This window comes from Pantoea sp. Sc1, from assembly GCF_000255315.1.
Classification (GTDB): domain Bacteria; phylum Pseudomonadota; class Gammaproteobacteria; order Enterobacterales; family Enterobacteriaceae; genus Pantoea; species Pantoea anthophila.
Genome location: NZ_AJFP01000001.1, coordinates 482,574 through 504,199 on the forward strand (window position 1 = coordinate 482,574; position 21,626 = coordinate 504,199).

The window sequence follows — 21,626 nt, forward strand, 5'->3', positions numbered from 1 at the left end:
TCCCCTTACGCCTTCACAGCTGGTTTAACGATCAGGTCGCTACCGGTAGCACCGGGAACTGCACCTTTAACCAGCAGCAGGTTGCGCTCAGCGTCAACACGTACTACGTCCAGGCTCTGAACTGTTACGCGCTCATTACCCAGCTGACCTGCCATTTTCTTGCCTTTGAACACTTTGCCCGGAGTCTGGTTCTGACCGATAGAACCCGGAACGCGGTGAGACAAGGAGTTACCGTGAGTAGCGTCCTGGGTACGGAAGTTCCAGCGCTTAACGGTACCGGCGAAACCTTTACCTTTAGAGGTGCCAGTTACGTCTACTTTTTTAACGTCAGCGAAAATTTCAACGCTGATGCTCTGACCTACAGAATACTCGTCACCTTCAGCGGTGCGGAATTCCCACAGGCCACGGCCAGCTTCAACGCCAGCTTTAGCAAAATGACCAGCTTCAGGTTTGGTCACACGGTTTGCTTTTTTAGCACCGGTGGTAACCTGAATTGCCTGGTAACCATCGTTCTCCAGGCCTTTGACCTGAGTAACGCGGTTCGCTTCAACTTCGATTACGGTTACTGGGATAGAAACGCCATCTTCAGTGAAGATGCGGGTCATACCCACTTTTTTACCGACTAAACCAATCATTGTTTCAACCTCTCAATCGCTCGATGACCTGATTAACCCAGGCTGATCTGCACGTCAACACCGGCAGCCAGATCCAGACGCATCAGAGCATCAACCGTTTTTTCGGTTGGCTCAACGATGTCTACCAGACGCTTGTGAGTGCGGATTTCGTACTGATCACGCGCATCTTTGTTGACGTGCGGAGAGATCAGAACGGTAAAACGCTCTTTGCGGGTTGGCAGCGGGATTGGACCACGAACCTGCGCACCAGTGCGCTTGGCAGTCTCAACGATTTCCGCGGTTGATTGATCGATCAGACGATGATCAAACGCTTTAAGACGGATACGGATTCTTTGGTTCTGCATGAGACCAGAGCTCCAAACTTTTTATAGACGAAAAAAATTACTACTCGAACCCATTACGATTGATGGGAGAGTGTAATCGTTCAGCATATAACTCCCCAATTGGGAGTATTGTCAGGCGGCCTAACGGTCAGCCGTCTGCGATTCTGCTCGAATCGCGCCTGCAATATCTGCAGGCCCGCGCATTATACGTAATTCTGTTCAGGAAGCAACCCGTGCTGGCATTTTCGCTGTTAATTAGTGGCCGGGTCCTGAGGCATACATCGCACAGACCTGCCTTATGACTGACAGGGGGTGAATCAGGTTGTGAACAGGGTTCCGCAAGCTGGCATACACGGGCGACATAGAGTGTAAAAGCGGTGAAAGTTTGGCCGACCGTTTAGCCGGAGCCCGAAGATGACCTTAATCCTGATTCAGTTAGCCGCCCTGGCTGGGGGAGGTGCGCTGGGCAGCTTTCTTTCGCTGGCCTGCGCGCGCTTTACCCCTGCCCTTTCTCCCACCCGGTGGTGTGCCGCCCTCTGTTTTCCCGGTTCGCACTGTCCCCACTGCCGCCAGCCTCTGTTATGGCGCGATACGCTGCCGCTGATCAGCTGGGCTGCCTTAAAAGGCCGTTGTCGCTTCTGCTCCTACTCATTTGGTGCAGAGAGTGTGGTCATGGAATGGCTGGTTGCCAGCCTGAGCCTGCTTGTACTGCTAAGCTTCGACAGCCTGACTGATGCGCTGTTTATTCTCACGGCGGCCTCTCTGTTGATGATGGTGGCCCTGATTGACCGTCGCCATCTCTGCATACCTGACCCGCTCAATTATCTGTTGCTCTGGCTGGGGTTAATTCATGCGACACTGACAGGCACCGAAACCGCGGCGATATGGGGTGCACTGTCGGGCTATAGTGCACTGTGGCTGCTTGCCCAGGGCTACCGACTGGTCAGGGGGTATGAGGGATTAGGATATGGTGATATGAAGCTTTTCGCCGCGCTGGGGGCCTGCTGTGGCTGGCAGGGATTGCCCTGGATTGCACTGGGTGCCACTCTGCTGGCGCTGGCAGGCGTGTTGATGCTGCAATTGCGTGGCCGGACGCAGGGCGTCAGCCCGCTGCCTTTTGGCCCTTTCCTGGCCATTGCGGGCTGGGTCACTCTCGTCCTGCAGACGCGGTTCACGCTTCTTTGATCTGAGCCTGCAGGTAGTTCTGGATCCCCATCATCCTGATGAGCTCCAGCTCCGTCTCGATCCAGTCGATGTGATGCTCCTCATCTGCCAGGATTTCAATCATCATGTCACGGCTGACATAGTCATGAACTTTGTCCGCATAGGCGATCGCTTCACGCAGATCTTTGGCGCCTTCCAGCTCCAGATTAAGATCTGAACTCAGCATTTCCTCAACGTCCTCACCGATGCGCAGCCGGCCCAGATCCTGCAGATTCGGGATCCCTTCCAGAAAAAGAATGCGCTCGATGTATTTGTCGGCATGCTTCATCTCATCGATCGATTCGTGATACTCCACATCATTGAGGCGCATCAGCCCCCAGTTTTTAAACATCCGCGCATGCAAAAAATACTGGTTTATAGCAACCAGTTCATTTCCAAGCAGTTTATTGAGATGACTGATAATTTTGATATCGCCCTTCATTGTTAACCCTCCACGTCTGCTTTATCAGATCGTAGATGTGATTAAAAAGAAGTCAAAAAAACGCGACAGATATTGTGGGTATTCGCACACGCGGTGTGTCAGGCGATCTCTTTATAGAGTGGTGGATGCTGCATCTCTTCATCCATGATTTCCCGCGCGGCGCGCAGACATTTGCCGCACTGTTTGCCGACCGGTACAAAATGACGCAGTTGCTGGATGGATTTGGGCTGATAGCGCCGTACTACTTCACGAAGGGTTTTATCACTGATGGCATTACACAGGCAGACGTACATTCTTTCATCACTCGAGACCATTTTCTGTACACAGTGTAAATGCGAATCGTTTTTATTACAAACCCACCCTTTGCAGGGTTATGGCGCTCTTCAGGCAAAAAAAAAGAGCACCGAAGTGCTCTTTTCTTTGTGTTGCAGTGGCCGTTTGCACGACCACAGCAGATATCACAATTAAGCGATAACTTTAGCAACAACACCCGCGCCAACGGTACGGCCGCCTTCGCGGATTGCGAAGCGCAGACCTTCGTCCATTGCGATTGGGTGGATCAGGGTAACAACCATTTTGATGTTGTCGCCTGGCATTACCATTTCAACGCCTTCTGGCAGCTCTACTGAACCGGTCACGTCAGTGGTACGGAAGTAGAACTGTGGACGGTAGCCCTTGAAGAACGGAGTATGGCGGCCACCTTCGTCTTTAGACAGAACGTATACTTCTGACTCGAACTGGGTGTGTGGCTTGATGGTGCCTGGCTTAGCCAGAACCTGACCACGCTGGATGTCTTCACGCTTGATACCGCGCAGCAGAACACCACAGTTTTCGCCTGCCTGACCCTGGTCCAGCAGCTTACGGAACATCTCAACACCGGTACAGGTTGATTTCGCAGTATCTTTGATACCTACGATTTCAACTTCGTCGCCGACTTTAACGATGCCGCGCTCAACACGACCGGTAACAACGGTACCACGGCCAGAGATTGAGAATACGTCTTCGATTGGCAGCAGGAACGGCATGTCGATCGCACGCTGTGGCTCTGGGATGTAGTTGTCCAGGTGCTCAGCCAGCTCGATGATTTTCGCTTCCCACTCAGCGTCGCCTTCCAGCGCTTTCAGAGCAGAACCACGAACGATTGGAGTGTCGTCGCCTGGGAAGTCATAGGCTGACAGCAGGTCACGCACTTCCATCTCAACCAGTTCCAGCAGCTCTTCATCATCAACCATGTCACACTTGTTCAGGAACACGATGATGTAAGGAACGCCAACCTGACGACCCAGCAGGATGTGCTCACGGGTCTGTGGCATTGGGCCATCAGTCGCAGCAACAACCAGGATCGCGCCGTCCATCTGCGCAGCACCGGTGATCATGTTTTTCACATAGTCGGCGTGGCCTGGGCAGTCAACGTGTGCATAGTGACGAGTCGGGGTTTCATACTCAACGTGTGAAGTGTTGATGGTGATACCACGTGCTTTCTCTTCTGGTGCGTTATCGATCTGATCGAATGCACGCGCCTGGCCGCCGTAAGTCTTAGACAGTACGGTGGTGATAGCTGCGGTCAGGGTGGTTTTACCGTGGTCGACGTGACCGATGGTGCCCACGTTTACGTGCAGTTTGTTACGCTGAAATTGCTCTTTCGCCATGGCGATAATTCCTTACGTTGTGCCTTCACCACGTGGGTGAAGGCATCAGTTCAAATTTAAACCGTAGCTTATTTGCTACGAGCTTCAATAACGGCCTGCGCTACGTTGTTCGGCGCATCGTCATACTTCAGGAACTCCATGGAGTAAGAAGCACGACCTTTGGTCAGAGAACGCAGCTGAGTTGCGTATCCGAACATTTCAGACAGCGGAACTTCAGCGTGAATCTGAACGCCAGTAGCGTTAGATTCCTGCCCTTTAAGCATACCACGACGACGGCTAAGGTCACCGATGACATCACCCGTGTTCTCTTCCGGAGTCTCTACTTCAACCTTCATGATAGGCTCAAGCAGAACCGGCTGCGCTTGTTTAAAGCCTTGTTTGAAGGCGATTGACGCGGCCAGTTTAAACGCCAGCTCAGAGGAGTCGACATCATGGTAAGAACCGAAGTGCAGACGCACGCCCAGATCCACAACCGGATAACCAGCCAGTGGGCCTGATTTCAGCTGCTCCTGGATACCTTTATCAACCGCAGGGATGTATTCACCAGGAATCACACCACCTTTGATGTCGTTGACAAATTCGTAGCCTTTCGGGTTCGAACCTGGCTCCAGTGGGTACATGTCGATAACAACATGACCGTACTGACCACGACCACCAGACTGCTTGGCGTGTTTACCTTCAACGTCGGTAACTTTAGTGCGGATCGCTTCACGGTAAGCAACCTGTGGTTTACCCACGTTTGCTTCCACGTTGAATTCACGCTTCATACGGTCAACGATGATGTCGAGGTGCAGCTCACCCATACCGGCGATGATGGTCTGGTTAGATTCTTCATCAGTCCATACGCGGAATGATGGGTCTTCTTTCGCCAGACGGCCCAGAGCCAGACCCATTTTTTCCTGGTCAGCTTTGGTTTTCGGCTCAACAGCGATTGAGATCACTGGCTCAGGGAATTCCATGCGCTCAAGGATGATGACGTTATCCGGGTCACACAGGGTATCACCAGTGGTCACATCTTTCAGGCCGATCGCAGCGGCGATATCACCCGCACGGACTTCTTTAATTTCTTCACGCTTGTTAGCGTGCATCTGAACGATACGGCCCAGACGCTCACGGTTTGACTTAACCGGGTTGAACACGGTGTCACCAGTGTTAACAACACCAGAGTAAACGCGGAAGAAGGTCAGGTTACCTACAAACGGGTCGGTAGCGATTTTGAACGCCAGTGCAGCAAACGGCTCGTTGTCGTCTGAGTGACGAACAGCCGGCGTGTCTTTACCGTCGTCCAGCATACCGTTGATCGCGGTAACGTCAGTCGGTGCTGGCAGATATTCAACAACGGCATCCAGCATCGCCTGAACACCTTTGTTCTTAAATGCAGAACCACAGGTTACCAGGATAATTTCGTTGTTCAGAACGCGCTTACGCAGAGCAGTTTTGATCTCTTCTTCGCTCAGCTCTTCACCGCTGAAGAATTTCTCCATCAGCTCTTCAGAGGCTTCTGCTGCTGCTTCGATCAGCTTGCCGCGCCATTCTTCAGCCAGTTCCTGCATATCAGCCGGGATATCTTCGTAAACAAAGGTTACACCCTGGTCTTCGTCGTTCCAGTTGATTGCTTTCATTTTCACCAGGTCAACAACACCGGTGAATTTCTCTTCTGCGCCGATAGCCAGCTGCAGAGGAACTGGAGTTGCACCCAGACGAACTTCCATCTGATTAACAACTTTCAGGAAGTTAGCACCCATGCGGTCCATTTTGTTAACGAACGCAATGCGTGGAACTTTGTATTTGTTAGCCTGACGCCATACGGTTTCAGACTGTGGCTGAACGCCACCAACTGCACAGTAAACCATTACCGCGCCATCAAGAACACGCATAGAACGTTCTACTTCGATGGTGAAGTCAACGTGTCCTGGGGTGTCGATGATATTGATGTGGTGTGGTTCGAACTGCTTAGCCATACCAGACCAGTAACAGGTGGTCGCAGCGGAGGTGATAGTAATACCACGTTCCTGTTCCTGCTCCATCCAGTCCATGGTTGCTGCGCCGTCGTGTACTTCACCGATTTTGTGGTTTACACCGGTGTAGAACAGAACACGTTCGGTAGTGGTAGTTTTACCGGCGTCGATGTGCGCACTGATACCGATGTTACGGTAGCGAGCAATGGGTGTTTTACGAGCCATTTTATTCCTCGGTTTTTCGGACGTTCAAAATTAGTCAACCCCAGCGGGTTGGCCGTTTGGGCGCCCGCTGGTTTAACAATAACTACGCGACTGTTACCAGCGGTAGTGTGCGAACGCCTTGTTGGCTTCTGCCATGCGGTGAACGTCTTCACGTTTCTTAACTGCAGTACCTTTGTTCTCTGCAGCATCAGAAAGTTCGTTCGCCAGGCGAAGAGCCATTGATTTATCACCACGTTTACGAGCAGCATCTACGATCCAGCGCATTGCCAGGGCATTACGACGAACCGGACGGACTTCAACTGGTACCTGATAGGTAGAACCACCAACGCGACGTGACTTAACTTCGACAGTCGGGCGCACGTTTTCCAGTGCTACTTCAAAGGCTTCCAGGGAGTTTTTACCTGAACGCTGAGCCAGGGTCTCAAGCGCGGTATAAACGATAGATTCTGCAGTAGATTTTTTACCATCTACCATCAGGATATTTACAAATTTGGCCAGCAGCTCTGATCCGAACTTAGGATCTGGCAGAATTTTACGCTGACCAATGACGCGACGACGTGGCATGGAAATACTCCGTTGTTAATTCAGGATTGTCCAAAACTCTATGAGTTTATTTTGACATTTAATTTAAAACGTTTGGCCTTACTTAACGGAGAACCATTAAGCCTTTGGCTTCTTCACGCCGTACTTGGAGCGAGCCTGCTTACGGTCTTTAACACCTGAGCAGTCCAGCGCGCCACGAACGGTGTGGTAACGCACACCTGGCAGGTCTTTTACACGACCGCCACGGATCAGGATCACGGAGTGCTCCTGCAGGTTGTGACCTTCACCACCGATGTAGGAAGTCACTTCAAAACCGTTGGTCAGACGCACACGGCAAACTTTACGCAGTGCGGAGTTAGGTTTTTTAGGAGTGGTGGTGTACACACGAGTACAAACGCCACGTTTTTGCGGGCAAGCTTCCAGCGCCGGCACGTTGCTCTTTGCAACTTTGCGGACGCGTGGTTTGCGAACCAGCTGGTTAACTGTTGCCATTAAATAGCTCCTGGATTTGCTTTTGCTTCGTAAACACGTAATAAATCGCCTCGTAGAATTACGAGGAGGCAGAATTTTAGGGCTGCGTCAAAAGGGTGTCAAGAAATAACCAGGTTTTAGCCGATTACCAGACCATTTGTTGCGGATGCCTGATCGTTAGCGTGACAAAGCCATTATAGTCTACGGACCGCACAGTGGTCGAAATTTGTCCAGCCAGCCCGCGCGCCTGGACATCTTCGTCCAGAACCCACAGCGTCGCTTTGCAGGCTGACAGCTGAACCCATGCCCGACTGCCAGCCACGGCAGCCAGCACACCATCCTGTAGCAGCAGCAGATCATCACCGGCTTCCGCCATTAATAACAGCGTGTCGAGGTCGCTGTGCGACGGAGAGTGCATCAGAGTATGCAGCATTTGCGCCTCTTAAAAAGTCAGAATGCGATCGAAGCTGGCCAGCTGCTGGCGCAGTTCCGGCGCGTCCAGTAGCGTCACGTCCAGCAGCCGCCCGGCGTCAGCGTCCAGTCCGCGCGCAATCAGTGATGTCCGGCAGAGATAGCACTGCTCAATGTCATAGAGTGCCAGCACGCCAAACGTCGCGGCATAGTGACGGCTCTTTATGCGTTCAGGTTGCTGATGCAGATTAAGCTGCAGCACCCCATCGCCGATAAAGAACAGGCCGATATCGTCGCTGAGTGCGCCCGTTGCCAGTGCGGCATCCAGCCCCTCACGCCCTGCGCTGCTGCCATGGGGCGCACGGGTAAAGACAAAGGCAACCCGATTCATCAGAACTGCACCATGCGTTCACAGCTCAGCGCCGCTTCTGCCAGCGCACCCAGCCCGCTCAGGGTAAATCCCGGCTGCAGATTACTGGCCGCCAGGTGCAGACGAGCTGCCTCCTGCGGGTCGCTGATTCCACGCCGCAGTGCGGCCGCCACACAAATATTCAGTTCGACCCCCTGCTCCTGATGCAATGCCTGCCATGCCCGCACCAGATCAAACTCGTCGCTGGCTGGTGCCGTCAGCTGGTTAGCATTGAGCACCCCTTCACGATAGAAGAAAACGCTTTCAAGCTGATGACCCGCCGCCAGCAGTGCCCGGGCAAACAGCCAGGCACTGGTTGCCTGTTGCGTGCCGTAGGCCGGGCCGGTCACCAGCAGGGTGTAACGCATCAGCGATCCTGTCCCTGAAAATCGCCATTTTTAAACTGGCGGATGTAGAGATAGACGGTGTGCTTCGAGATGTTCAGCCGGTCAGCGACCTGGTTGATGGCATCCTTAATGTCGAAGATCCCCTTCTCATACAGGTTGAGCACAATCTGACGGTTCTTGGCGTTGTTGGAGACATTGCGGTCAGCGCTGACCTCTTCAATCGTAAACTCCAGGGTCTGCATAACCAGGTCATCGACCGAACTGGCGAAGTTAACGCTGGAGTCAACCTGCTGCATCTCGGGCGGCATAAAGGTCGACATAATCTGCGAGAACGGCACATCAAGATTCATGTTGATACAGAGCAGGCCGATAACCCGCTGCTGACGGTTACGAATCGCGATGGTCACGGACTTCATCAGCACGCCGCTTTTGGCGCGCGTGAAGTAGGCACGGGAAACATTACTGTCCGCGCCATGCATATCATGCAGCATCCGCAGGGCCAGATCGGTGATAGGCGAACCGACCTTACGGCCCGTGTGCTCTCCATTGGCGATGCGAACGGCTGAACACTTAAGATCTTCCAGTGAATGCAGGACGATTTCACAGTGCGAACCGATCAACATCGCCAGGCCATCCACGACAGCCTCGTACGATTTCAGAATATCGTAATCAGTTTGTTCGAACGGGCGCTGCTCCAGAAGATCGAAGTCGCTCAGTTCACCCGGATTGAATGGATTAGACATTGAAGAGTATCACCCTGAATGGCTGGAGCCTGTCACAGCGGCTTATGGGCAGACTCAATGTTGGGATAATTAGGCAGGCATTAGTCTGGCAAATGTCGTCGGCTTATGCCAGAGGTTTGTCGTGAAGGCGAAATGAAACCGCCGCCCGGAGGCGGCGGTCAGCAGATTACTGCGCTTTTTCTGCGGCAGCAGGCGCAGGCGCCTGTGCTTTTTCATCGGCTTTTGGGGCCGGTTTGATATCAAGCAGCTCAACATCAAACACCAGCGTGGAGTTAGCCGGAATACCCGGAACGCCATTTTTACCGTAAGCCAGCTGCGGTGGGATGACCAGCTTGATCTTGCCCCCTTTCTTCACGTGCTTCAGGCCTTCGGTCCAGCCCGGGATGACGCCATCCAGACGGAAAGAGAGGGGCTCGCCACGGGTGTAAGAGTTGTCAAACTCAGTACCATCAATCAGGGTACCTTTGTAGTTAACCACCACAGTGTCGCTATCTTTTGGTGCGTCGCCGCTGCCCTCTTTCTCAACTTTATAGAGCAGGCCGGTTTCCGTTTTCTTCACGCCGCTCTCTTTGGCGAATTTGGTCGCGTAACCCGTGCCCTTTTCAGCATTCTCTTTCGCATCTTTTTCCATTTTCGCAGAGGCAGCGCCTTTCACGCGGCCTTCGAACGCCTGCAGTGTCTGCTCAATCTCTTCATCAGAGAGTTTGCTCTTGCCACCGAATGCATCCTGGACGCCCGCGATCAGCTGCTGCTTATCCAGTTTGATGCCCAGTTTTTCCTGCTCCTTCAGGGAGTTGTCCATGTAGCGACCCAGTGAAGCACCCAGTGCATAGGCTGACTGCTGGTCTTCATCTTTGAAAGCCGCATTTTTCGGTGCCTGAGGCGCAGACTGTGGCGCAGCAGCCGGGGCAGCCTGAGGAGCCGCAGCGGTTTCAGCCGCCATAGCCAGCGGAGCATTCAGCGCAACAGCCATGGTGGTAGCTAACAATGTGACTTTAAACAGTGATTTCATCCATTCTCCAAAACCGAAGCGTCTAACCTCGGGAAACATTGCGGACTTCAGGGTCCACACTATAACTTTACGTGGCAGTGTCGAACACTCCCACAATGTAATTACCCGGTTAACCTCCGACCTTTATAACAGCGGGAAGTTTCATCAGAGATGATGCCGCGCCACCTTTTTTCAAGCGCAACGTCTTCGGGCATGAAAAAAACAGGTGATTCCTGGCGTTCAGGTCGTAGAATCACGCCCTGAGTCGCACCTTAACAGAGGAACAGGTCATGCAACAGTCTGAGTGGGAACAGCGTCTGGAGACGTTAGAGAGCAAACTGGCCTTTCAGGAGATGACCATTGAGCAGCTGAACAGCGCCGTTGTTCAGCACGAGCTGGAGATGAGTAAAATGCGTGAGCAGATACGCCTTTTAACCGACAAGCTCAAAGCGAACGCAACCTCACTGGTGGCCTCACAGTCTGAAGAGACGCCGCCGCCACACTACTGATCGCGCGCTGTCGGCCCCTGTCCGTCCGGACCAGCGCCGGATAGCCGCCAAAAGAAAGGCCACCCGAAGGTGGCCTTAACCGATTGTCAGACTTAGTGGCTGCAGCCGCAACCGCCAGTGCCACAACCGCCTTTACCGTGATCGTGGTCGTGATCATGGCCGTGATCGTGGTCATGATGATGACCGTCTGCACCGTGAACATGGCCGTGAGCCAGTTCTTCCGGCGTCGCTTCACGAATCGCAACCACTTCAACGTTAAAGTTCAGGTTCTGACCCGCCAGCATGTGGTTACCATCAACCACGACGTGATCGTCTTCCACTTCGGTGATTTCAACCGGAACCGGACCCTGATCGGTTTCTGCCAGGAAGCGCATGCCAACCTGCAGTTCGTCGACGCCCATGAAGACATCTTTAGGAACACGCTGCACCAGGTTATCGTCATACTGACCGTAAGCGTCGTTTGCCGGGATATGCACGTCAAATTTGTCGCCGGCAACGTGGTTTTCCAGCGCATTTTCCAGACCAGAAATCAGGGAACCATGACCGTGCAGATAGTCTAACGGTGCGCTCACCGGTGACTCGTCAACTAACACGCCGTCTTCTGTACGTACCTGATAGGCCAGGCTTACCACCAGGTCTTTTGCTACTTTCATGATATCTCCTAACCGTTGAGAACTAAGATCCCGTCTCATTGGTCTATTCTTGCGTGCAATAACACCAACCAGAAAGGTTCGGGGCTGAGTGCAAGAGGGGTTTCACTTTCTCTTGCGACCACAGCGTTAATGGCGTCAATTGTAACGGAATTCAATCCCGCTGTAAGTTTAAGCGTAAAAAAAGCTGCGTCACTTCGCTACTCGGGATGGAAAATCCCGATAACCTGCTCGTTAGTGCGAACCTGATCGCGCGCCTGTTTATCCGCCTCGCGCATCTGATGTCCACACTTCACACACTCCACGACATCGACACTATTTTCACACCACATCGCCAGCGTGTCCTTCTCCTGGCAGTGCGGGCATGTCGCACCAGCAATAAAACGTTTACGCATGAGCTTCAGCCTGTTTTAAAAGGTTATTGATCATCGTCCCAGCCATCGATCTGCCGCTTTTCGCGCTGCATTTCGCGCTGGAAGATATCTTCCAGTTCCCGCCGCGCTTCACGCACGCGCGACGCCTGCGCACTTTCAGAGAGGCTGGGCATCAGTTCACGCAGCATCCGCATATCGAGCCGGCGGAAATGCTGCTGGGCGCGATGCGCCTGATGCGGATGCATCCCCAGTGACATCAGCGTCTTGCGTCCCAGCTCCAGCGCACTGGAGAAGGTTTCACGTGAGAACTGCGTCACGCCGGCCTGCAGCAGTTCGTGTGCCTCGACACGGCCCCGGGCGCGCGCCTGAATCTGCAGCTGCGGGAAGTGCTGCTGACATAAGTGCACGATGGTCATCACATCTTCCGGTTCATTACAGGTGATTACAATCGCCTGCGCGCTGGCTGCGCCCGCCGCGCGCAATAACTCCAGCTCGGTGGCGTCGCCGTAATAGACCTTGTAGCCATATTTGCGCATCAGGCTTACCGCACTGATGTCGCGCTCCAGCACGGTGATACGTTTGTTGTTCGCCATCAGCAAGCGGCCAACCACCTGGCCGAAGCGACCAAAGCCCACCACAATCACCTGTGGCTGATCGTCTTCAACAAAGTGCTTCTCTGCTTCTTCATCGGGCTCATTGAAGCGATGCGCCAGCAGACGATCAATGCCCTGCATCAGCAGGGGCGTGGTCATCATCGACAGGGTGACGGTCACCAGCAGCATCGGCAGCTGATCGCCGGAGAAGAGCTTCGCCGAAGAGGCCGCGGAGAAGAGCACAAAGGCGAACTCCCCCCCCTGACTCAGCACGCCGGCAAACTGCTGCCGCTCGGAACTGCGTAAGCCATAAATACGCGCCAGCAGATAGAGCACCAGCGTTTTCACCGCCACCAGCGTCACCACGCCCAGCAGGATGGTCACAATATGGGTATAGAGCACACCGAGGTTGAGCGCCATGCCAACGGAAATAAAGAACAGGCCCAGCAGCAACCCTTTGAAAGGGTCAATCGCCACCTCCAGCTCATGCTGGTATTCACTCTCTGCCAGCAGGATCCCCGCGATAAAGGTGCCCAGCGCCATCGACAGACCCAGCGCATCCATAAACAGCGCGGAGCCCAGCACCAGCAGCAGCGAGGCGGCGGTAAAGACCTCACGGACACCTGATGCGGCGATATAGCGGAAGATAGGCCGCAGCAGATAGCGTCCCCCCACCAGCATGCCTGCGAACGCCAGCACCTTCATGCCGACTTTCATCCAGTCAATATGGCCACTGTCGGTGCCCGCCAGCAGCGGAATCAGCGCCAGGGCCGGGATCACCGCGATATCCTGAAACAGCAGCACCGAAAAGCCCAGCTGCCCCGCTTCGCTGCGGTTCATGCCTTTATCCATCATCAGCTGCAGCGCCATCGCGGTTGAGGACATCGCCAGACCGATGCCGCCGATGACCGCCGCCTGCCAGCTAAAGTCGGTCAGCCACAGCAGGCCGCCCAGAATCGCCGCAGAGAAGATGACCTGCGCCGCGCCGACACCAAAAATGGAGCGGCGCAGCGCCCACAGCTTTGCCGGGTTCAGCTCCAGGCCAATAATAAACATCAGGAAAACCACGCCCAGTTCCGAGAAATGGAGAATCTCATCGACGTCGCTGATAAAACCTAATCCCCACGGGCCGATAGCGATCCCCGCCACCAGATAGCCCAGTACAGCACCAATCCCGAGGCGAGCCGCCACCGGTACAATTAATACCGCCGCGACCAGATAAATCACCCCGGCGGTCAGCAGCGTTTGCCCTTCCATCTATATCCCTCCATTCGGCAGCGGAGCTGCCAGCCACTCGCCATAGGCGCGGGCATAATTTTTCATCAGTTCAGGACTCTGCCGACGCGCCCAGTAGACGATCATCGGCGGCATCCAGTGCATGCGGCACATCTGTGCGGTCAGCTCAAAGGGCCGCATGATGTCATTGAGTGAATAGCGGTTCAGCCCCTGCTGTTTAAAGGCGCTCTCCGGCTCCCCAGTCGTCACAACGCTGCGCCAGTATTTTCCTTCCAGCGCATTGCCATCCACGCCACTGGCAAAACCGCGCGACAGCACCCGGTCCAGCCACTCTTTCAGCAGGGCCGGACAGCTATAGGTATAGAGCGGATGCTGAAAAATGATGACATCATGTTCGCGCAGCAGCTGCTGTTCATGATGAATATCGATAAAAAAATCCGGATAGGTGGCGTACAGATCGTGTACGGTGACGTGTTCCAGCGCCTGCGCCGACTGCAACAAAATCCGGTTAGCGACGGAATCCTGTAATTCCGGATGAGCAAAAAGCAGTAACACGCGGGGTGGCTGCGACATCCTTTCCCTCCAAAGCGTCGTCATTGGTGCGGTTTTCGGCTACCATGCACGACGCAGCAAAATCTCATTATGTTGCCAGTAAATTAACATATTCTGACGATACGGCGCTTACATGATTGTCTTCTCTGCCTTACAAATTCGCCGCGGCATCCGCGTCCTGCTCGACAATGCCACCGCCACCATTAATCCCGGTCAGAAGGTCGGGCTGGTGGGTAAAAACGGCTGTGGAAAATCCACGCTGCTGTCGCTGTTAAAAGGTGAGATCACCAGCGATGCCGGCACCGTCACCTTTCCTGCTCACTGGGCGCTGGCCTGGGTTAACCAAGAAACCCCCGCGCTGGACAAAGCCGCGCTGGAGTATGTGATTGATGGCGACCGCGACTATCGCCAGCTTGAGGCTGAACTGGCGGAGGCGAACCGGCGGGACGACGGCAATGCGATCGCCCTGCTGCACGGCAAGCTTGATGCGGTGCAGGCGTGGAGTATCCATGCGCGCGCCGCCAGCCTGCTGCATGGTCTGGGCTTCAGTCAGGAGCAGCTGCAGCGCCCGGTCAGCGACTTCTCCGGTGGCTGGCGGATGCGCCTCAATCTGGCACAGGCGCTGATCTGCCGCTCCGATCTGCTGTTGCTGGATGAACCGACCAACCACCTCGATCTTGATGCGGTGATCTGGCTGGAGCGCTGGCTGAAGAGTTACGAAGGTACCCTGATCCTGATCTCGCATGACCGTGACTTTCTCGATCCGGTGGTCGACAAAATCATTCATATCGAACAGGCGTCGATGTTCGAATATACCGGCAACTACACCTCCTTTGAGCGGCAGCGCGTCGCCAAACTGGCTCAGCAGCAGTCGCTGTATGAGAGTCAGCAGGAGAAGGTGGCGCATCTGCACAGCTACATTGACCGCTTCCGTGCCAAAGCCTCCAAGGCGAAACAGGCGCAGAGCCGCATCAAAATGCTGGAGCGCATGGAGATGATCGCGCCTGCCCATGTCGATAACCCGTTCAGCTTCACCTTCCGCAAGCCGGAAAACCTGCCTAACCCGATTCTGAAGATGGAGAAGGTCACGGCGGGGTATGGCGATCGCATCATTCTCGACGCCATCAAGCTCAACCTGGTGCCGGGTTCGCGCATCGGTCTGCTGGGCCGCAACGGGGCGGGTAAATCGACCCTGATTAAGCTGCTGGCGGGTGAGCTGGAGGCGATGGAGGGCAGGATTGGCCTGGCGAAAGGGATCAAGCTCGGTTACTTCGCCCAGCATCAGCTCGAGTACCTGCGGGCCGACGAGTCCCCGCTGCAGCATCTGGCGCGCATTGCGCCGAACGTGCTGGAGCAGCAGCTGCGCGACTATCTGGGCGGCTTTGACTTCCGCGGCGATAAAGTCACGGAAATCACCGAACGCTTCTCCGGCGGTGAGAAAGCGCGCCTGGTGCTGGCACTGATTGTCTGGCAGCGCCCTAACCTGCTGCTACTGGATGAACCGACTAACCACCTTGATCTGGATATGCGCCAGGCGCTGACGGAAGCGCTGATCGACTTCGAAGGCGCGCTGGTGGTGGTGTCGCACGATCGCCATCTGCTGCGCGCCACCACGGACGATCTCTATCTGGTGCACGACGGCAAAGTGGATGTCTTTGCCGGCGACCTCGAAGATTATCAGCAGTGGCTGAGCGATCTGCAGAAGCAGCAGGCGCAACAGGAGGCCGCGCCAAAGCAGGACAACGGCAACAGCGCCCAGGCGCGAAAAGATCAGAAGCGCCGCGATGCCGAACTGCGTGCGCAAACTCAGCCGCTGCGTAAAGAGATCGAAAAGCTGGAAAAGCAGATGAGCAAATGGCAGAGCCAGCTGGCCGATGCCGAAGCTCAGCTTTCGGACAGTGCCATTTATGATCCTGGCCGCAAAGCGGATCTGACCACCGCGCTGCAGCGTCAGGCAGAGAGTAAATCGGCGCTGGAAGAGGTGGAGATGGCGTGGCTGGAGGCGCAGGAGCAGCTCGAACAGATGATGGCGTCCTGACGGGCTGGCCTTCTCCCTGCCCGCAGGGAGAAGGCTGTGCGCTTAACGGGGTCTGTCGCCCAGGACGGTGGCCCGCTGCATAATCCGGCGCGCCGGATAGTAGTCGGCATTAGCGTAGTGTTGTGTAACCCGATTATCCCAGATAGCCAGATCGTTGGGCTGCCAGCGCCAGCGCACCTGAAACTCCGGTTTGGTGGCGTGAGCGAACAGAAAGCGCAATACCGCCTCACTCTCCTTCTCACTTAACTCCACGATCCGCGTCGTGAACCCCTCATTCACAAACAGGGCTTTTTTGCCGCTGACCGGATGGGTGCGGATCACCGGATGCTGCACCGGCGGATGTTTATCGACCGCCTGCTGCCAGCGCTGATGCTCCTCCGGGGTTTTGCGGTACTTATACTCCTGGAAGGACTTTTTAAAATCGTGTTCCGCACTCAGGCCCGTCAGCAGTTGCTTAAAGGGTTCAGAGAGCGCCTCGTAAGCCGCTATCCCGCTGGTCCAGAGCGTATCGCCGCCCGCCGCCGGTAGCACCTTGGAAGCCAGCAGCGCAATCGCAGGCGGCGTGTCGATAAAGGTGACGTCGGTGTGCCAGTTATCATTATCCGGCGGGTTATCCTGGTGGGTATCCAGCACGATAATCTCCTCCACGCCTTCCGCATGCGGATAGACCGGATGAATATGCAGGTCACCGAAGCGCACTGCCAGCGCGCGATGCTGCTCCGGCGTAATCTGCTGATCGCGCAGAAACAGCACCTGATGCCGCAGCAGGCCGTGATAGAGCTGCTCAAACTGCGCATCGCTCAGGGGGCGCGAGACATCCAGGTCAGAAACCTGTGCGCCAATATAGGGGCCAAGCGGGGTAAAACTGAGACGTTCACTCATGATTGTTCTCCACTCCAGGGCGTCAGACGGCGCTGCAATGCGCGGAGCCCGAGTTCTAAGCTAAAAGCGATAACGGCTATCACCGCGATACCTGCCAGCACCACATCGGTGGCAAGAAACTCTCCGGCCGACTGCACCATAAACCCCAGTCCTCGCGTGGCGGCAATCAGTTCAGCCGCCACCAGCGTCGACCAGCCCACGCCCAGACCGATGCGCAGTCCGGTCAGGATCTCCGGCAGCGCACCCGGCAGAATCACCCAGCGCAGCAGCTGCCAGCGGTTAGCCCCCAGCGAGCGGGCCGCCCGCAGCCGCACCGGCTGTGTGTTTCGTACCCCGGCCAGGGTGGAGAGCGTCACCGGTGCGAAGATGGCCAGATAGATCAGCAGAATTTTTGAGGTTTCACCGATGCCGAACCAGATCACCATCAGGGGCAGATAGGCGAGAGGCGGAATCGGGCGATAAAGCTCAATCAGCGGATCGAGCAGTCCACGCGCAACCGGGCTGAGGCCCATCAGAATGCCGGTCGGAATACCGATGGCGGCAGCAGCGGTCAGCGCAATCAGCATGCGCGTCAGGCTGGCGGCCAGATGCTGCCAGAGCGTGGCATCCATAAACCCCTGTGCGCTGGCAATCAGCAGCAGCTTGCTGAACACCTGCTGCGGCGATGGCAGAAACAGCGGCGCGATCAGGCCCAGTGCGGTCACGCCCCACCAGAGCAGTAACAGCAGAGAGAGACTCAGCAGGCTCAGCGTCAGGGCAGTTGAGAAAGGCCAGCGCAGCCGACGGCGCACCGGCAGAGATTTGTCGTTGATAAGCGCGCTCATGCAAATGCCTCCCGCTGATCAAACACCCGGCTCAGCACATACTCGCGCTGGGCGATAAACTGCGGATCGGATTTGATGCTGCGGCACGACTCGCCCGCGGCAAAGCGCCGGCCAAAATCGGGGCGCAGCCGCTCGACAATGCGGCCCGGTCCGGGTGAGAGCAGAATCAGTTCGCTGGCGAGGAAAATCGCCTCTTCAATGTCGTGCGTAATCAGCAGGATCTGTTTACCGCTGTCACGCCACAGCGTCAGCAGCAGGGTCTGCATCTGTTCGCGGGTAAACGCATCCAGCGCACCGAAGGGTTCATCCAGCAGCAGCAGTTGCGGATCGGTCGCCAGCGCGCGTGCGATGCCCACCCGCTGACGCTGACCGCCAGAGAGCTGCCAGATGGCGCGCTTCTCCGCCCCTTCCAGCCCCACCTGTCTGATCAGGCGGCGCGCCACCGCCTCACGCGGCTGGCGGGGCATCCCGGCCAGCTGCAGGCCAAACGCGACATTATCCAGGACGTTGCGCCACGGCAGCAGCCCCTCATTCTGAAACACCACGCCGCGCTCCGCGCCCGGTCCGGTCACCGGCTGGTTATCCAGCGTAATGGAGCCCGACTCAACCGGCAGGAATCCGGCGACCAGATTCAGCAGCGTGGTTTTGCCGCAGCCGGAGGGGCCCAGTACCACCAGCAGTTCCTGGCTGTCCAGTTGCAGGTTGATATCCTGCAACACCGGCTGCCCGGCATACCGTGCATTAAGGTGAGCGATGCGCAGCATAGTGCCTCCTTACTGTTTAACGAGTGGCGCGACGAAGCGGGAAGTGACGTAGCTGCTGTAGTCGTTATCGGCCTGTGGCACTCGGCCCTGCGCTTTCAGAAACTGCGCGGTATCGACAATCGCTTTATTGACCGGTTTGCCCAGCTGCTCAACCTGCTGCTGCGCCGTCAGATAGGTATTCCCCTTCACCAGGTCCGGCACCTGCGCTTCCGGCACCCCGCTCAGGCGTGACAGTTTGCTGAGGTTTTCGGGCTGCTTCAGCCAGCTGTCAGGACTCTTCAGGTAGGCCTGTTGCGCCTCGATAGCGCTGCGGGCAAAGGCAGTGACGATCTCCGGATGCTGTTCGGCAAAATCTTTGCGTACGACCCAGACATCCAGCGTCGGTGATCCCCAGCTCCCCACCTGCGAAGAGTCGGTTAATACCCTGCCCTCTTTTTCCAGCTCATTCACCGCGGGTGCCCAGACATAGGCCCCGTCAATATCGCCGCGCTGCCAGGCAGCAATAATCGCGGGCGGCTGCAGATTAACCAGCTGAACCTGCGACGGCTTAATGCCCCAGTGTTTCAGCGCAGCCAGCAGGCTGTAGTGGGTGGTGGAGATGAACGGCACCGCGATGCGCTTGCCGATAAGATCTTTCGGGGAGGTGATGCTCTTTTTCACGACCAGGGCTTCCGAATTACCCAGCTGCGACGCGAGTAAAAAGGCTTCAATCGGCAGCTTCTGCGCCGCGGCCACTGCTAACGGACTGGAACCGATATTACCAATCTGGACGTCACCGGAGGCCAGCGCACGTAATACGCCCGCGCCGCTGTCAAACTTACGCCAGTCGACGCTGGCCCCGCTATCTTTGGCAAAACTGTTGTCCGCCTGCGCCACTTTTGCCGGTTCGGCGGAAGTCTGGTAGGCCACGGTGACATTCACCGCATCAGCCCGGAAAGCCAGCAGCGCCAGCGCGGCGGCTAAAAGTGTGAAACGTGTTGTTGCCATGATCGTTTTCCCCCCTGTTTTTTTATCGTGGGGGCAGTGTCTCTGCGCACTATAGTTTCATAAAGGAATTAAAAATTATCCCTAATAGAAATAAGTTCTTAGATCACTATCTGCAAAACTAAGTCAGAAATCGCAAATGCTGAAAATAGCTAAAGTAAGCAAAAATGTCAGGCGCTCACATTGTCCCTGTGTTATTGATATGTGTTCCCATTCATTGCCTGTTAAGGTCTCTGTAACCCGATGTCGATTGAGAAAGTCGCTCAGCTGGCTGGCGTCTCCAAAGCCACGGTATCGCGGGTACTCAACGCGCATCCTGGCGTCAAGCCCGATACGCGTGAGAAAGTGCTGGCGGCGATCTCTGCCTGCGACTATCAGCCCAACTTACTGGCACGTCAGCTGCGTACGGCGCAAAGCCACATGCTGCTGGTGCTGATCTCAGATATCACCAATCCCTTCTGCTCGCGCGTGGTGCAGGGGATAGAGGCAGAAGCCGAACTGCATGGCTATCACATCCTGCTCTGCAACTCCGCTTCGCAGCTGCAGCGGGAAGCCGCCTATCTGAGTTTGCTGACCGGAAAAGTGGTGGATGGCGTGATTACCATGGATGCCGCGTCGGGCTTGCAGGATTTGCAGGCGCTGATCGCCGGTGCGCCGTGGGTGCAGTGCTGCGAGTTTGATCCGACGATCCCCGCCTCCTCGGTCACCATCGATCATCTTGAAGCTGCGCGTGACACCGTCCATTACCTGGCCGGTAAAGGACGTAAACGCATCGGGCTGGTGAATGGCGATATGCGCTACCTCTATTCACATCATCGTGAAAAGGGCTACCGGCAGGCACTGGAAGAGCTGGAGTATCCCTGGTCTGGCGTCGCTTATACCGATGAAATTTCCCCTGAGGCGGGCAGTCAGGCCGTGAAGGAGCTGCTGGCGCTGCCGGAACCGCCGGATGCGGTGTTTGCGGTTTCCGATGTGCTGGCGGTGGGCGTGGTGCATGCGGCACTGGAGGCAGGTCTGCGCGTACCGGAAGATCTGGCGGTGGTCGGTTTTGATGGGATTCCGTTCACCCGCAGCCTGAATCCGCCGCTGACCACCATCGAACAGCCGATGAACCAGCTGGGCGCTCGCAGCGTGCAGCTGCTGTTGCAGAAGATCCGTAATCCGAACGCGCCAGTAGTTCGCGAAGTGCTGCCCTGGACGCGCGTTGAACGCGCATCCAGTTAACTCAGTGCCAGATTAACAGCACGCAGGCGGCAGTCAGCAGCCCCATGGCGAGGTTGAAGATTTTCCAGGCGCGACGGCTGCGCAGAATGCGGCCAATCATCGCGCCGAATCCCATCCAGATTGCGCCCGACAGCAGATTGACCATAAACATGCCGATGCTTATCGCGGCAATCGAATGGCGATAAGCGTCCCCTGCCAGGCTGAAGCTGGCGACCGCACCCAGCGCCATCAGCCAGGCTTTGGGGTTGATCAGCTGCAGCACGCCCCCCTGCCAGAACGGCATCGGCGCGTCCGGGCCCTGGTCAGTTTCCAGCTTTTCATAGCTGGCTGTGGCGATTTTCCACGCCAGCCAGAGCAGATAGAGGCTGCCGGCGATTTTCAGCATCAGATGCAGTGACGGATAGAGCAGGATCAGGCCACCCACTCCAAAGGCCACCATCAGCAACATCACCTGCATGCCGATCATGATGCCAATCATCAGCGGAATGGTGCGCACAAAGCCAAAATTAGCGCCCGAGGCGGTGAGTAACATATTATTAGGGCCTGGCGTAATGGCAGCGACCCAGAGAAACCCTAACATCGATAAGAAAAGACTCAGTTCCATGGCAATCGGGTACTCCTTACCCCTGCAAGAAAAAACCTTTCG

General features: G+C 55.8%; 26 protein-coding genes. 4 read left to right on the plus strand and 22 right to left on the minus strand.

From position 1 onward, the window contains the following. Positions 1-5: 5 nt before the first annotated feature. Complete coding sequence (rplC, locus tag S7A_RS02365; RefSeq protein WP_006120583.1) at positions 6-635, minus strand: 50S ribosomal protein L3; 630 nt, start codon at positions 633-635, stop codon at positions 6-8. A 32-nt stretch (positions 636-667) separates the two neighbouring features. Continuing rightward, positions 668-979, minus strand: a complete 312-nt coding sequence (gene rpsJ, locus S7A_RS02370; protein ID WP_001181005.1) for a 30S ribosomal protein S10 — start codon at positions 977-979, stop codon at positions 668-670. A 393-nt stretch (positions 980-1,372) separates the two neighbouring features. Here rpsJ and S7A_RS02375 point away from each other — a divergent pair, with 393 nt between their 5' ends. After that, complete coding sequence (locus S7A_RS02375) at positions 1,373-2,143, plus strand: A24 family peptidase (RefSeq protein WP_009087593.1); 771 nt, start codon at positions 1,373-1,375, stop codon at positions 2,141-2,143. Here the strand turns inward: S7A_RS02375 and bfr are convergent. The 11 genes from bfr to fkpA form a co-directional block, all read right to left on the minus strand. Continuing rightward, complete coding sequence (gene bfr, locus S7A_RS02380) at positions 2,130-2,603, minus strand: bacterioferritin (protein WP_009087595.1); 474 nt, start codon at positions 2,601-2,603, stop codon at positions 2,130-2,132. The two genes, S7A_RS02375 and bfr, sit on opposite strands and share 14 nt — an antisense overlap. Positions 2,604-2,701: 98 nt before the next feature. Continuing rightward, positions 2,702-2,896: a bacterioferritin-associated ferredoxin gene (gene bfd, locus S7A_RS02385; RefSeq protein ID WP_009087597.1), complete on the minus strand. Its 195-nt coding sequence runs from the start codon at positions 2,894-2,896 to the stop codon at positions 2,702-2,704. A gap of 171 nt (positions 2,897-3,067) precedes the next feature. Continuing rightward, positions 3,068-4,252, minus strand: a complete 1,185-nt coding sequence (tuf, locus tag S7A_RS02390; protein WP_009087599.1) for an elongation factor Tu — start codon at positions 4,250-4,252, stop codon at positions 3,068-3,070. Between the two features lie 68 nt (positions 4,253-4,320). Continuing rightward, positions 4,321-6,435 carry an elongation factor G gene (gene fusA / locus S7A_RS02395; protein ID WP_009087601.1) on the minus strand — a complete coding sequence of 705 codons (2,115 nt, stop codon included), beginning with the start codon at positions 6,433-6,435 and terminating at the stop codon, positions 4,321-4,323. A gap of 93 nt (positions 6,436-6,528) precedes the next feature. Next, positions 6,529-6,999, minus strand: a complete 471-nt coding sequence (rpsG, locus tag S7A_RS02400; protein ID WP_009087603.1) for a 30S ribosomal protein S7 — start codon at positions 6,997-6,999, stop codon at positions 6,529-6,531. 96 nt (positions 7,000-7,095) lie between these two features. After that, complete coding sequence (gene rpsL / locus S7A_RS02405; RefSeq protein ID WP_003852912.1) at positions 7,096-7,470, minus strand: 30S ribosomal protein S12; 375 nt, start codon at positions 7,468-7,470, stop codon at positions 7,096-7,098. Between the two features lie 124 nt (positions 7,471-7,594). Then, a complete protein-coding gene (tusB, locus tag S7A_RS02410) occupies positions 7,595-7,882 on the minus strand; it encodes a sulfurtransferase complex subunit TusB (RefSeq protein ID WP_009087606.1) in 288 nt (95 codons plus the stop codon). 9 nt (positions 7,883-7,891) lie between these two features. After that, positions 7,892-8,251, minus strand: coding sequence for a sulfurtransferase complex subunit TusC (gene tusC, locus S7A_RS02415; RefSeq protein WP_009087608.1), 360 nt, complete (start codon positions 8,249-8,251; stop codon positions 7,892-7,894). Continuing rightward, positions 8,251-8,637, minus strand: a complete 387-nt coding sequence (tusD, locus tag S7A_RS02420; protein ID WP_009087610.1) for a sulfurtransferase complex subunit TusD — start codon at positions 8,635-8,637, stop codon at positions 8,251-8,253. Before tusD ends, tusC begins: the two co-directional genes overlap by 1 nt. Beyond that, positions 8,637-9,359, minus strand: coding sequence for a transcriptional regulator (locus tag S7A_RS02425; RefSeq protein WP_009087612.1), 723 nt, complete (start codon positions 9,357-9,359; stop codon positions 8,637-8,639). The genes tusD and S7A_RS02425 overlap by 1 nt, the downstream gene beginning before the upstream one ends. 166 nt (positions 9,360-9,525) lie before the next feature. Next, on the minus strand, positions 9,526-10,371 hold the full coding sequence (gene fkpA / locus S7A_RS02430) for an FKBP-type peptidyl-prolyl cis-trans isomerase (RefSeq protein WP_009087613.1): 846 nt from the start codon (positions 10,369-10,371) through the stop codon (positions 9,526-9,528). A 269-nt stretch (positions 10,372-10,640) separates the two neighbouring features. On the opposite strand from fkpA, the gene S7A_RS02435 reads away from it, so the two are divergent. Further along, positions 10,641-10,859, plus strand: a complete 219-nt coding sequence (locus S7A_RS02435; RefSeq protein ID WP_009087615.1) for a SlyX family protein — start codon at positions 10,641-10,643, stop codon at positions 10,857-10,859. Between the two features lie 92 nt (positions 10,860-10,951). Here the strand turns inward: S7A_RS02435 and slyD are convergent, their stop codons facing one another. The 4 genes from slyD to kefG form a co-directional block, all read right to left on the minus strand. Continuing rightward, on the minus strand, positions 10,952-11,512 hold the full coding sequence (gene slyD / locus S7A_RS02440) for a peptidylprolyl isomerase (RefSeq protein WP_009087618.1): 561 nt from the start codon (positions 11,510-11,512) through the stop codon (positions 10,952-10,954). A 197-nt stretch (positions 11,513-11,709) separates the two neighbouring features. Then, complete coding sequence (locus S7A_RS02445) at positions 11,710-11,904, minus strand: YheV family putative zinc ribbon protein (RefSeq protein ID WP_009087620.1); 195 nt, start codon at positions 11,902-11,904, stop codon at positions 11,710-11,712. A gap of 23 nt (positions 11,905-11,927) precedes the next feature. Next, positions 11,928-13,733 (minus strand): glutathione-regulated potassium-efflux system protein KefB, encoded by a 1,806-nt coding sequence (gene kefB / locus S7A_RS02450; RefSeq protein WP_009087622.1) that lies wholly within the window; start codon positions 13,731-13,733, stop codon positions 11,928-11,930. Next, positions 13,734-14,285, minus strand: coding sequence for a glutathione-regulated potassium-efflux system ancillary protein KefG (gene kefG / locus S7A_RS02455; protein ID WP_009087624.1), 552 nt, complete (start codon positions 14,283-14,285; stop codon positions 13,734-13,736). Positions 14,286-14,397: 112 nt separating this feature from the next. On the opposite strand from kefG, the gene S7A_RS02460 reads away from it, so the two are divergent. Beyond that, positions 14,398-16,302 (plus strand): ABC transporter ATP-binding protein, encoded by a 1,905-nt coding sequence (locus S7A_RS02460; RefSeq protein ID WP_009087627.1) that lies wholly within the window; start codon positions 14,398-14,400, stop codon positions 16,300-16,302. A gap of 42 nt (positions 16,303-16,344) precedes the next feature. Here the strand turns inward: S7A_RS02460 and tauD are convergent, their stop codons facing one another. From tauD to tauA, 4 genes are read right to left on the minus strand one after another with little or no spacing between them, the layout of a single operon-like run. Next, positions 16,345-17,184: a taurine dioxygenase gene (gene tauD, locus S7A_RS02465; protein WP_009087629.1), complete on the minus strand. Its 840-nt coding sequence runs from the start codon at positions 17,182-17,184 to the stop codon at positions 16,345-16,347. Beyond that, complete coding sequence (gene tauC, locus S7A_RS02470) at positions 17,181-18,008, minus strand: taurine ABC transporter permease TauC (RefSeq protein WP_009087631.1); 828 nt, start codon at positions 18,006-18,008, stop codon at positions 17,181-17,183. Before tauC ends, tauD begins: the two co-directional genes overlap by 4 nt. Continuing rightward, positions 18,005-18,772 carry a taurine ABC transporter ATP-binding subunit gene (gene tauB / locus S7A_RS02475; RefSeq protein WP_009087632.1) on the minus strand — a complete coding sequence of 256 codons (768 nt, stop codon included), beginning with the start codon at positions 18,770-18,772 and terminating at the stop codon, positions 18,005-18,007. Before tauB ends, tauC begins: the two co-directional genes overlap by 4 nt. Positions 18,773-18,781: 9 nt before the next feature. Next, a complete protein-coding gene (gene tauA / locus S7A_RS02480) occupies positions 18,782-19,759 on the minus strand; it encodes a taurine ABC transporter substrate-binding protein (protein ID WP_009087634.1) in 978 nt (325 codons plus the stop codon). A gap of 240 nt (positions 19,760-19,999) precedes the next feature. On the opposite strand from tauA, the gene S7A_RS02485 reads away from it, so the two are divergent. Next, positions 20,000-20,980, plus strand: a complete 981-nt coding sequence (locus S7A_RS02485) for a LacI family DNA-binding transcriptional regulator (protein WP_009087636.1) — start codon at positions 20,000-20,002, stop codon at positions 20,978-20,980. Between the two features lies 1 nt (position 20,981). Here S7A_RS02485 and S7A_RS02490 read toward each other — a convergent pair whose 3' ends face one another. Continuing rightward, positions 20,982-21,584: a LysE family translocator gene (locus S7A_RS02490; RefSeq protein WP_009087637.1), complete on the minus strand. Its 603-nt coding sequence runs from the start codon at positions 21,582-21,584 to the stop codon at positions 20,982-20,984. Positions 21,585-21,626 lie beyond the last annotated feature (42 nt).

Excerpts from the sequence above, each read along its gene's own strand:
- tuf (WP_009087599.1), bottom strand. The coding sequence starts at position 4,252 with ATGGCGAAAGAGCAATTTCAGCGTAACAAACTGCACGTAAACGTGGGC.
- slyD (WP_009087618.1), bottom strand. The coding sequence starts at position 11,512 with ATGAAAGTAGCAAAAGACCTGGTGGTAAGCCTGGCCTATCAGGTACGT.
- bfr (WP_009087595.1), bottom strand. The coding sequence starts at position 2,603 with ATGAAGGGCGATATCAAAATTATCAGTCATCTCAATAAACTGCTTGGA.
- S7A_RS02375 (WP_009087593.1), top strand. The coding sequence starts at position 1,373 with ATGACCTTAATCCTGATTCAGTTAGCCGCCCTGGCTGGGGGAGGTGCG.
- tusC (WP_009087608.1), bottom strand. The coding sequence starts at position 8,251 with ATGAATCGGGTTGCCTTTGTCTTTACCCGTGCGCCCCATGGCAGCAGC.
- tauB (WP_009087632.1), bottom strand. The coding sequence starts at position 18,772 with ATGCTGCGCATCGCTCACCTTAATGCACGGTATGCCGGGCAGCCGGTG.
- S7A_RS02425 (WP_009087612.1), bottom strand. The coding sequence starts at position 9,359 with ATGTCTAATCCATTCAATCCGGGTGAACTGAGCGACTTCGATCTTCTG.
- tauC (WP_009087631.1), bottom strand. The coding sequence starts at position 18,008 with ATGAGCGCGCTTATCAACGACAAATCTCTGCCGGTGCGCCGTCGGCTG.
- rplC (WP_006120583.1), bottom strand. The coding sequence starts at position 635 with ATGATTGGTTTAGTCGGTAAAAAAGTGGGTATGACCCGCATCTTCACT.
- S7A_RS02445 (WP_009087620.1), bottom strand. The coding sequence starts at position 11,904 with ATGCGTAAACGTTTTATTGCTGGTGCGACATGCCCGCACTGCCAGGAG.
- tusD (WP_009087610.1), bottom strand. The coding sequence starts at position 8,637 with ATGCGTTACACCCTGCTGGTGACCGGCCCGGCCTACGGCACGCAACAG.
- rpsG (WP_009087603.1), bottom strand. The coding sequence starts at position 6,999 with ATGCCACGTCGTCGCGTCATTGGTCAGCGTAAAATTCTGCCAGATCCT.
- rpsJ (WP_001181005.1), bottom strand. The coding sequence starts at position 979 with ATGCAGAACCAAAGAATCCGTATCCGTCTTAAAGCGTTTGATCATCGT.
- bfd (WP_009087597.1), bottom strand. The coding sequence starts at position 2,896 with ATGTACGTCTGCCTGTGTAATGCCATCAGTGATAAAACCCTTCGTGAA.
- rpsL (WP_003852912.1), bottom strand. The coding sequence starts at position 7,470 with ATGGCAACAGTTAACCAGCTGGTTCGCAAACCACGCGTCCGCAAAGTT.
- tusB (WP_009087606.1), bottom strand. The coding sequence starts at position 7,882 with ATGCTGCATACTCTGATGCACTCTCCGTCGCACAGCGACCTCGACACG.
- tauA (WP_009087634.1), bottom strand. The coding sequence starts at position 19,759 with ATGGCAACAACACGTTTCACACTTTTAGCCGCCGCGCTGGCGCTGCTG.
- S7A_RS02490 (WP_009087637.1), bottom strand. The coding sequence starts at position 21,584 with ATGGAACTGAGTCTTTTCTTATCGATGTTAGGGTTTCTCTGGGTCGCT.
- S7A_RS02460 (WP_009087627.1), top strand. The coding sequence starts at position 14,398 with ATGATTGTCTTCTCTGCCTTACAAATTCGCCGCGGCATCCGCGTCCTG.
- tauD (WP_009087629.1), bottom strand. The coding sequence starts at position 17,184 with ATGAGTGAACGTCTCAGTTTTACCCCGCTTGGCCCCTATATTGGCGCA.
- fusA (WP_009087601.1), bottom strand. The coding sequence starts at position 6,435 with ATGGCTCGTAAAACACCCATTGCTCGCTACCGTAACATCGGTATCAGT.
- kefG (WP_009087624.1), bottom strand. The coding sequence starts at position 14,285 with ATGTCGCAGCCACCCCGCGTGTTACTGCTTTTTGCTCATCCGGAATTA.
- kefB (WP_009087622.1), bottom strand. The coding sequence starts at position 13,733 with ATGGAAGGGCAAACGCTGCTGACCGCCGGGGTGATTTATCTGGTCGCG.
- S7A_RS02485 (WP_009087636.1), top strand. The coding sequence starts at position 20,000 with ATGTCGATTGAGAAAGTCGCTCAGCTGGCTGGCGTCTCCAAAGCCACG.
- S7A_RS02435 (WP_009087615.1), top strand. The coding sequence starts at position 10,641 with ATGCAACAGTCTGAGTGGGAACAGCGTCTGGAGACGTTAGAGAGCAAA.
- fkpA (WP_009087613.1), bottom strand. The coding sequence starts at position 10,371 with ATGAAATCACTGTTTAAAGTCACATTGTTAGCTACCACCATGGCTGTT.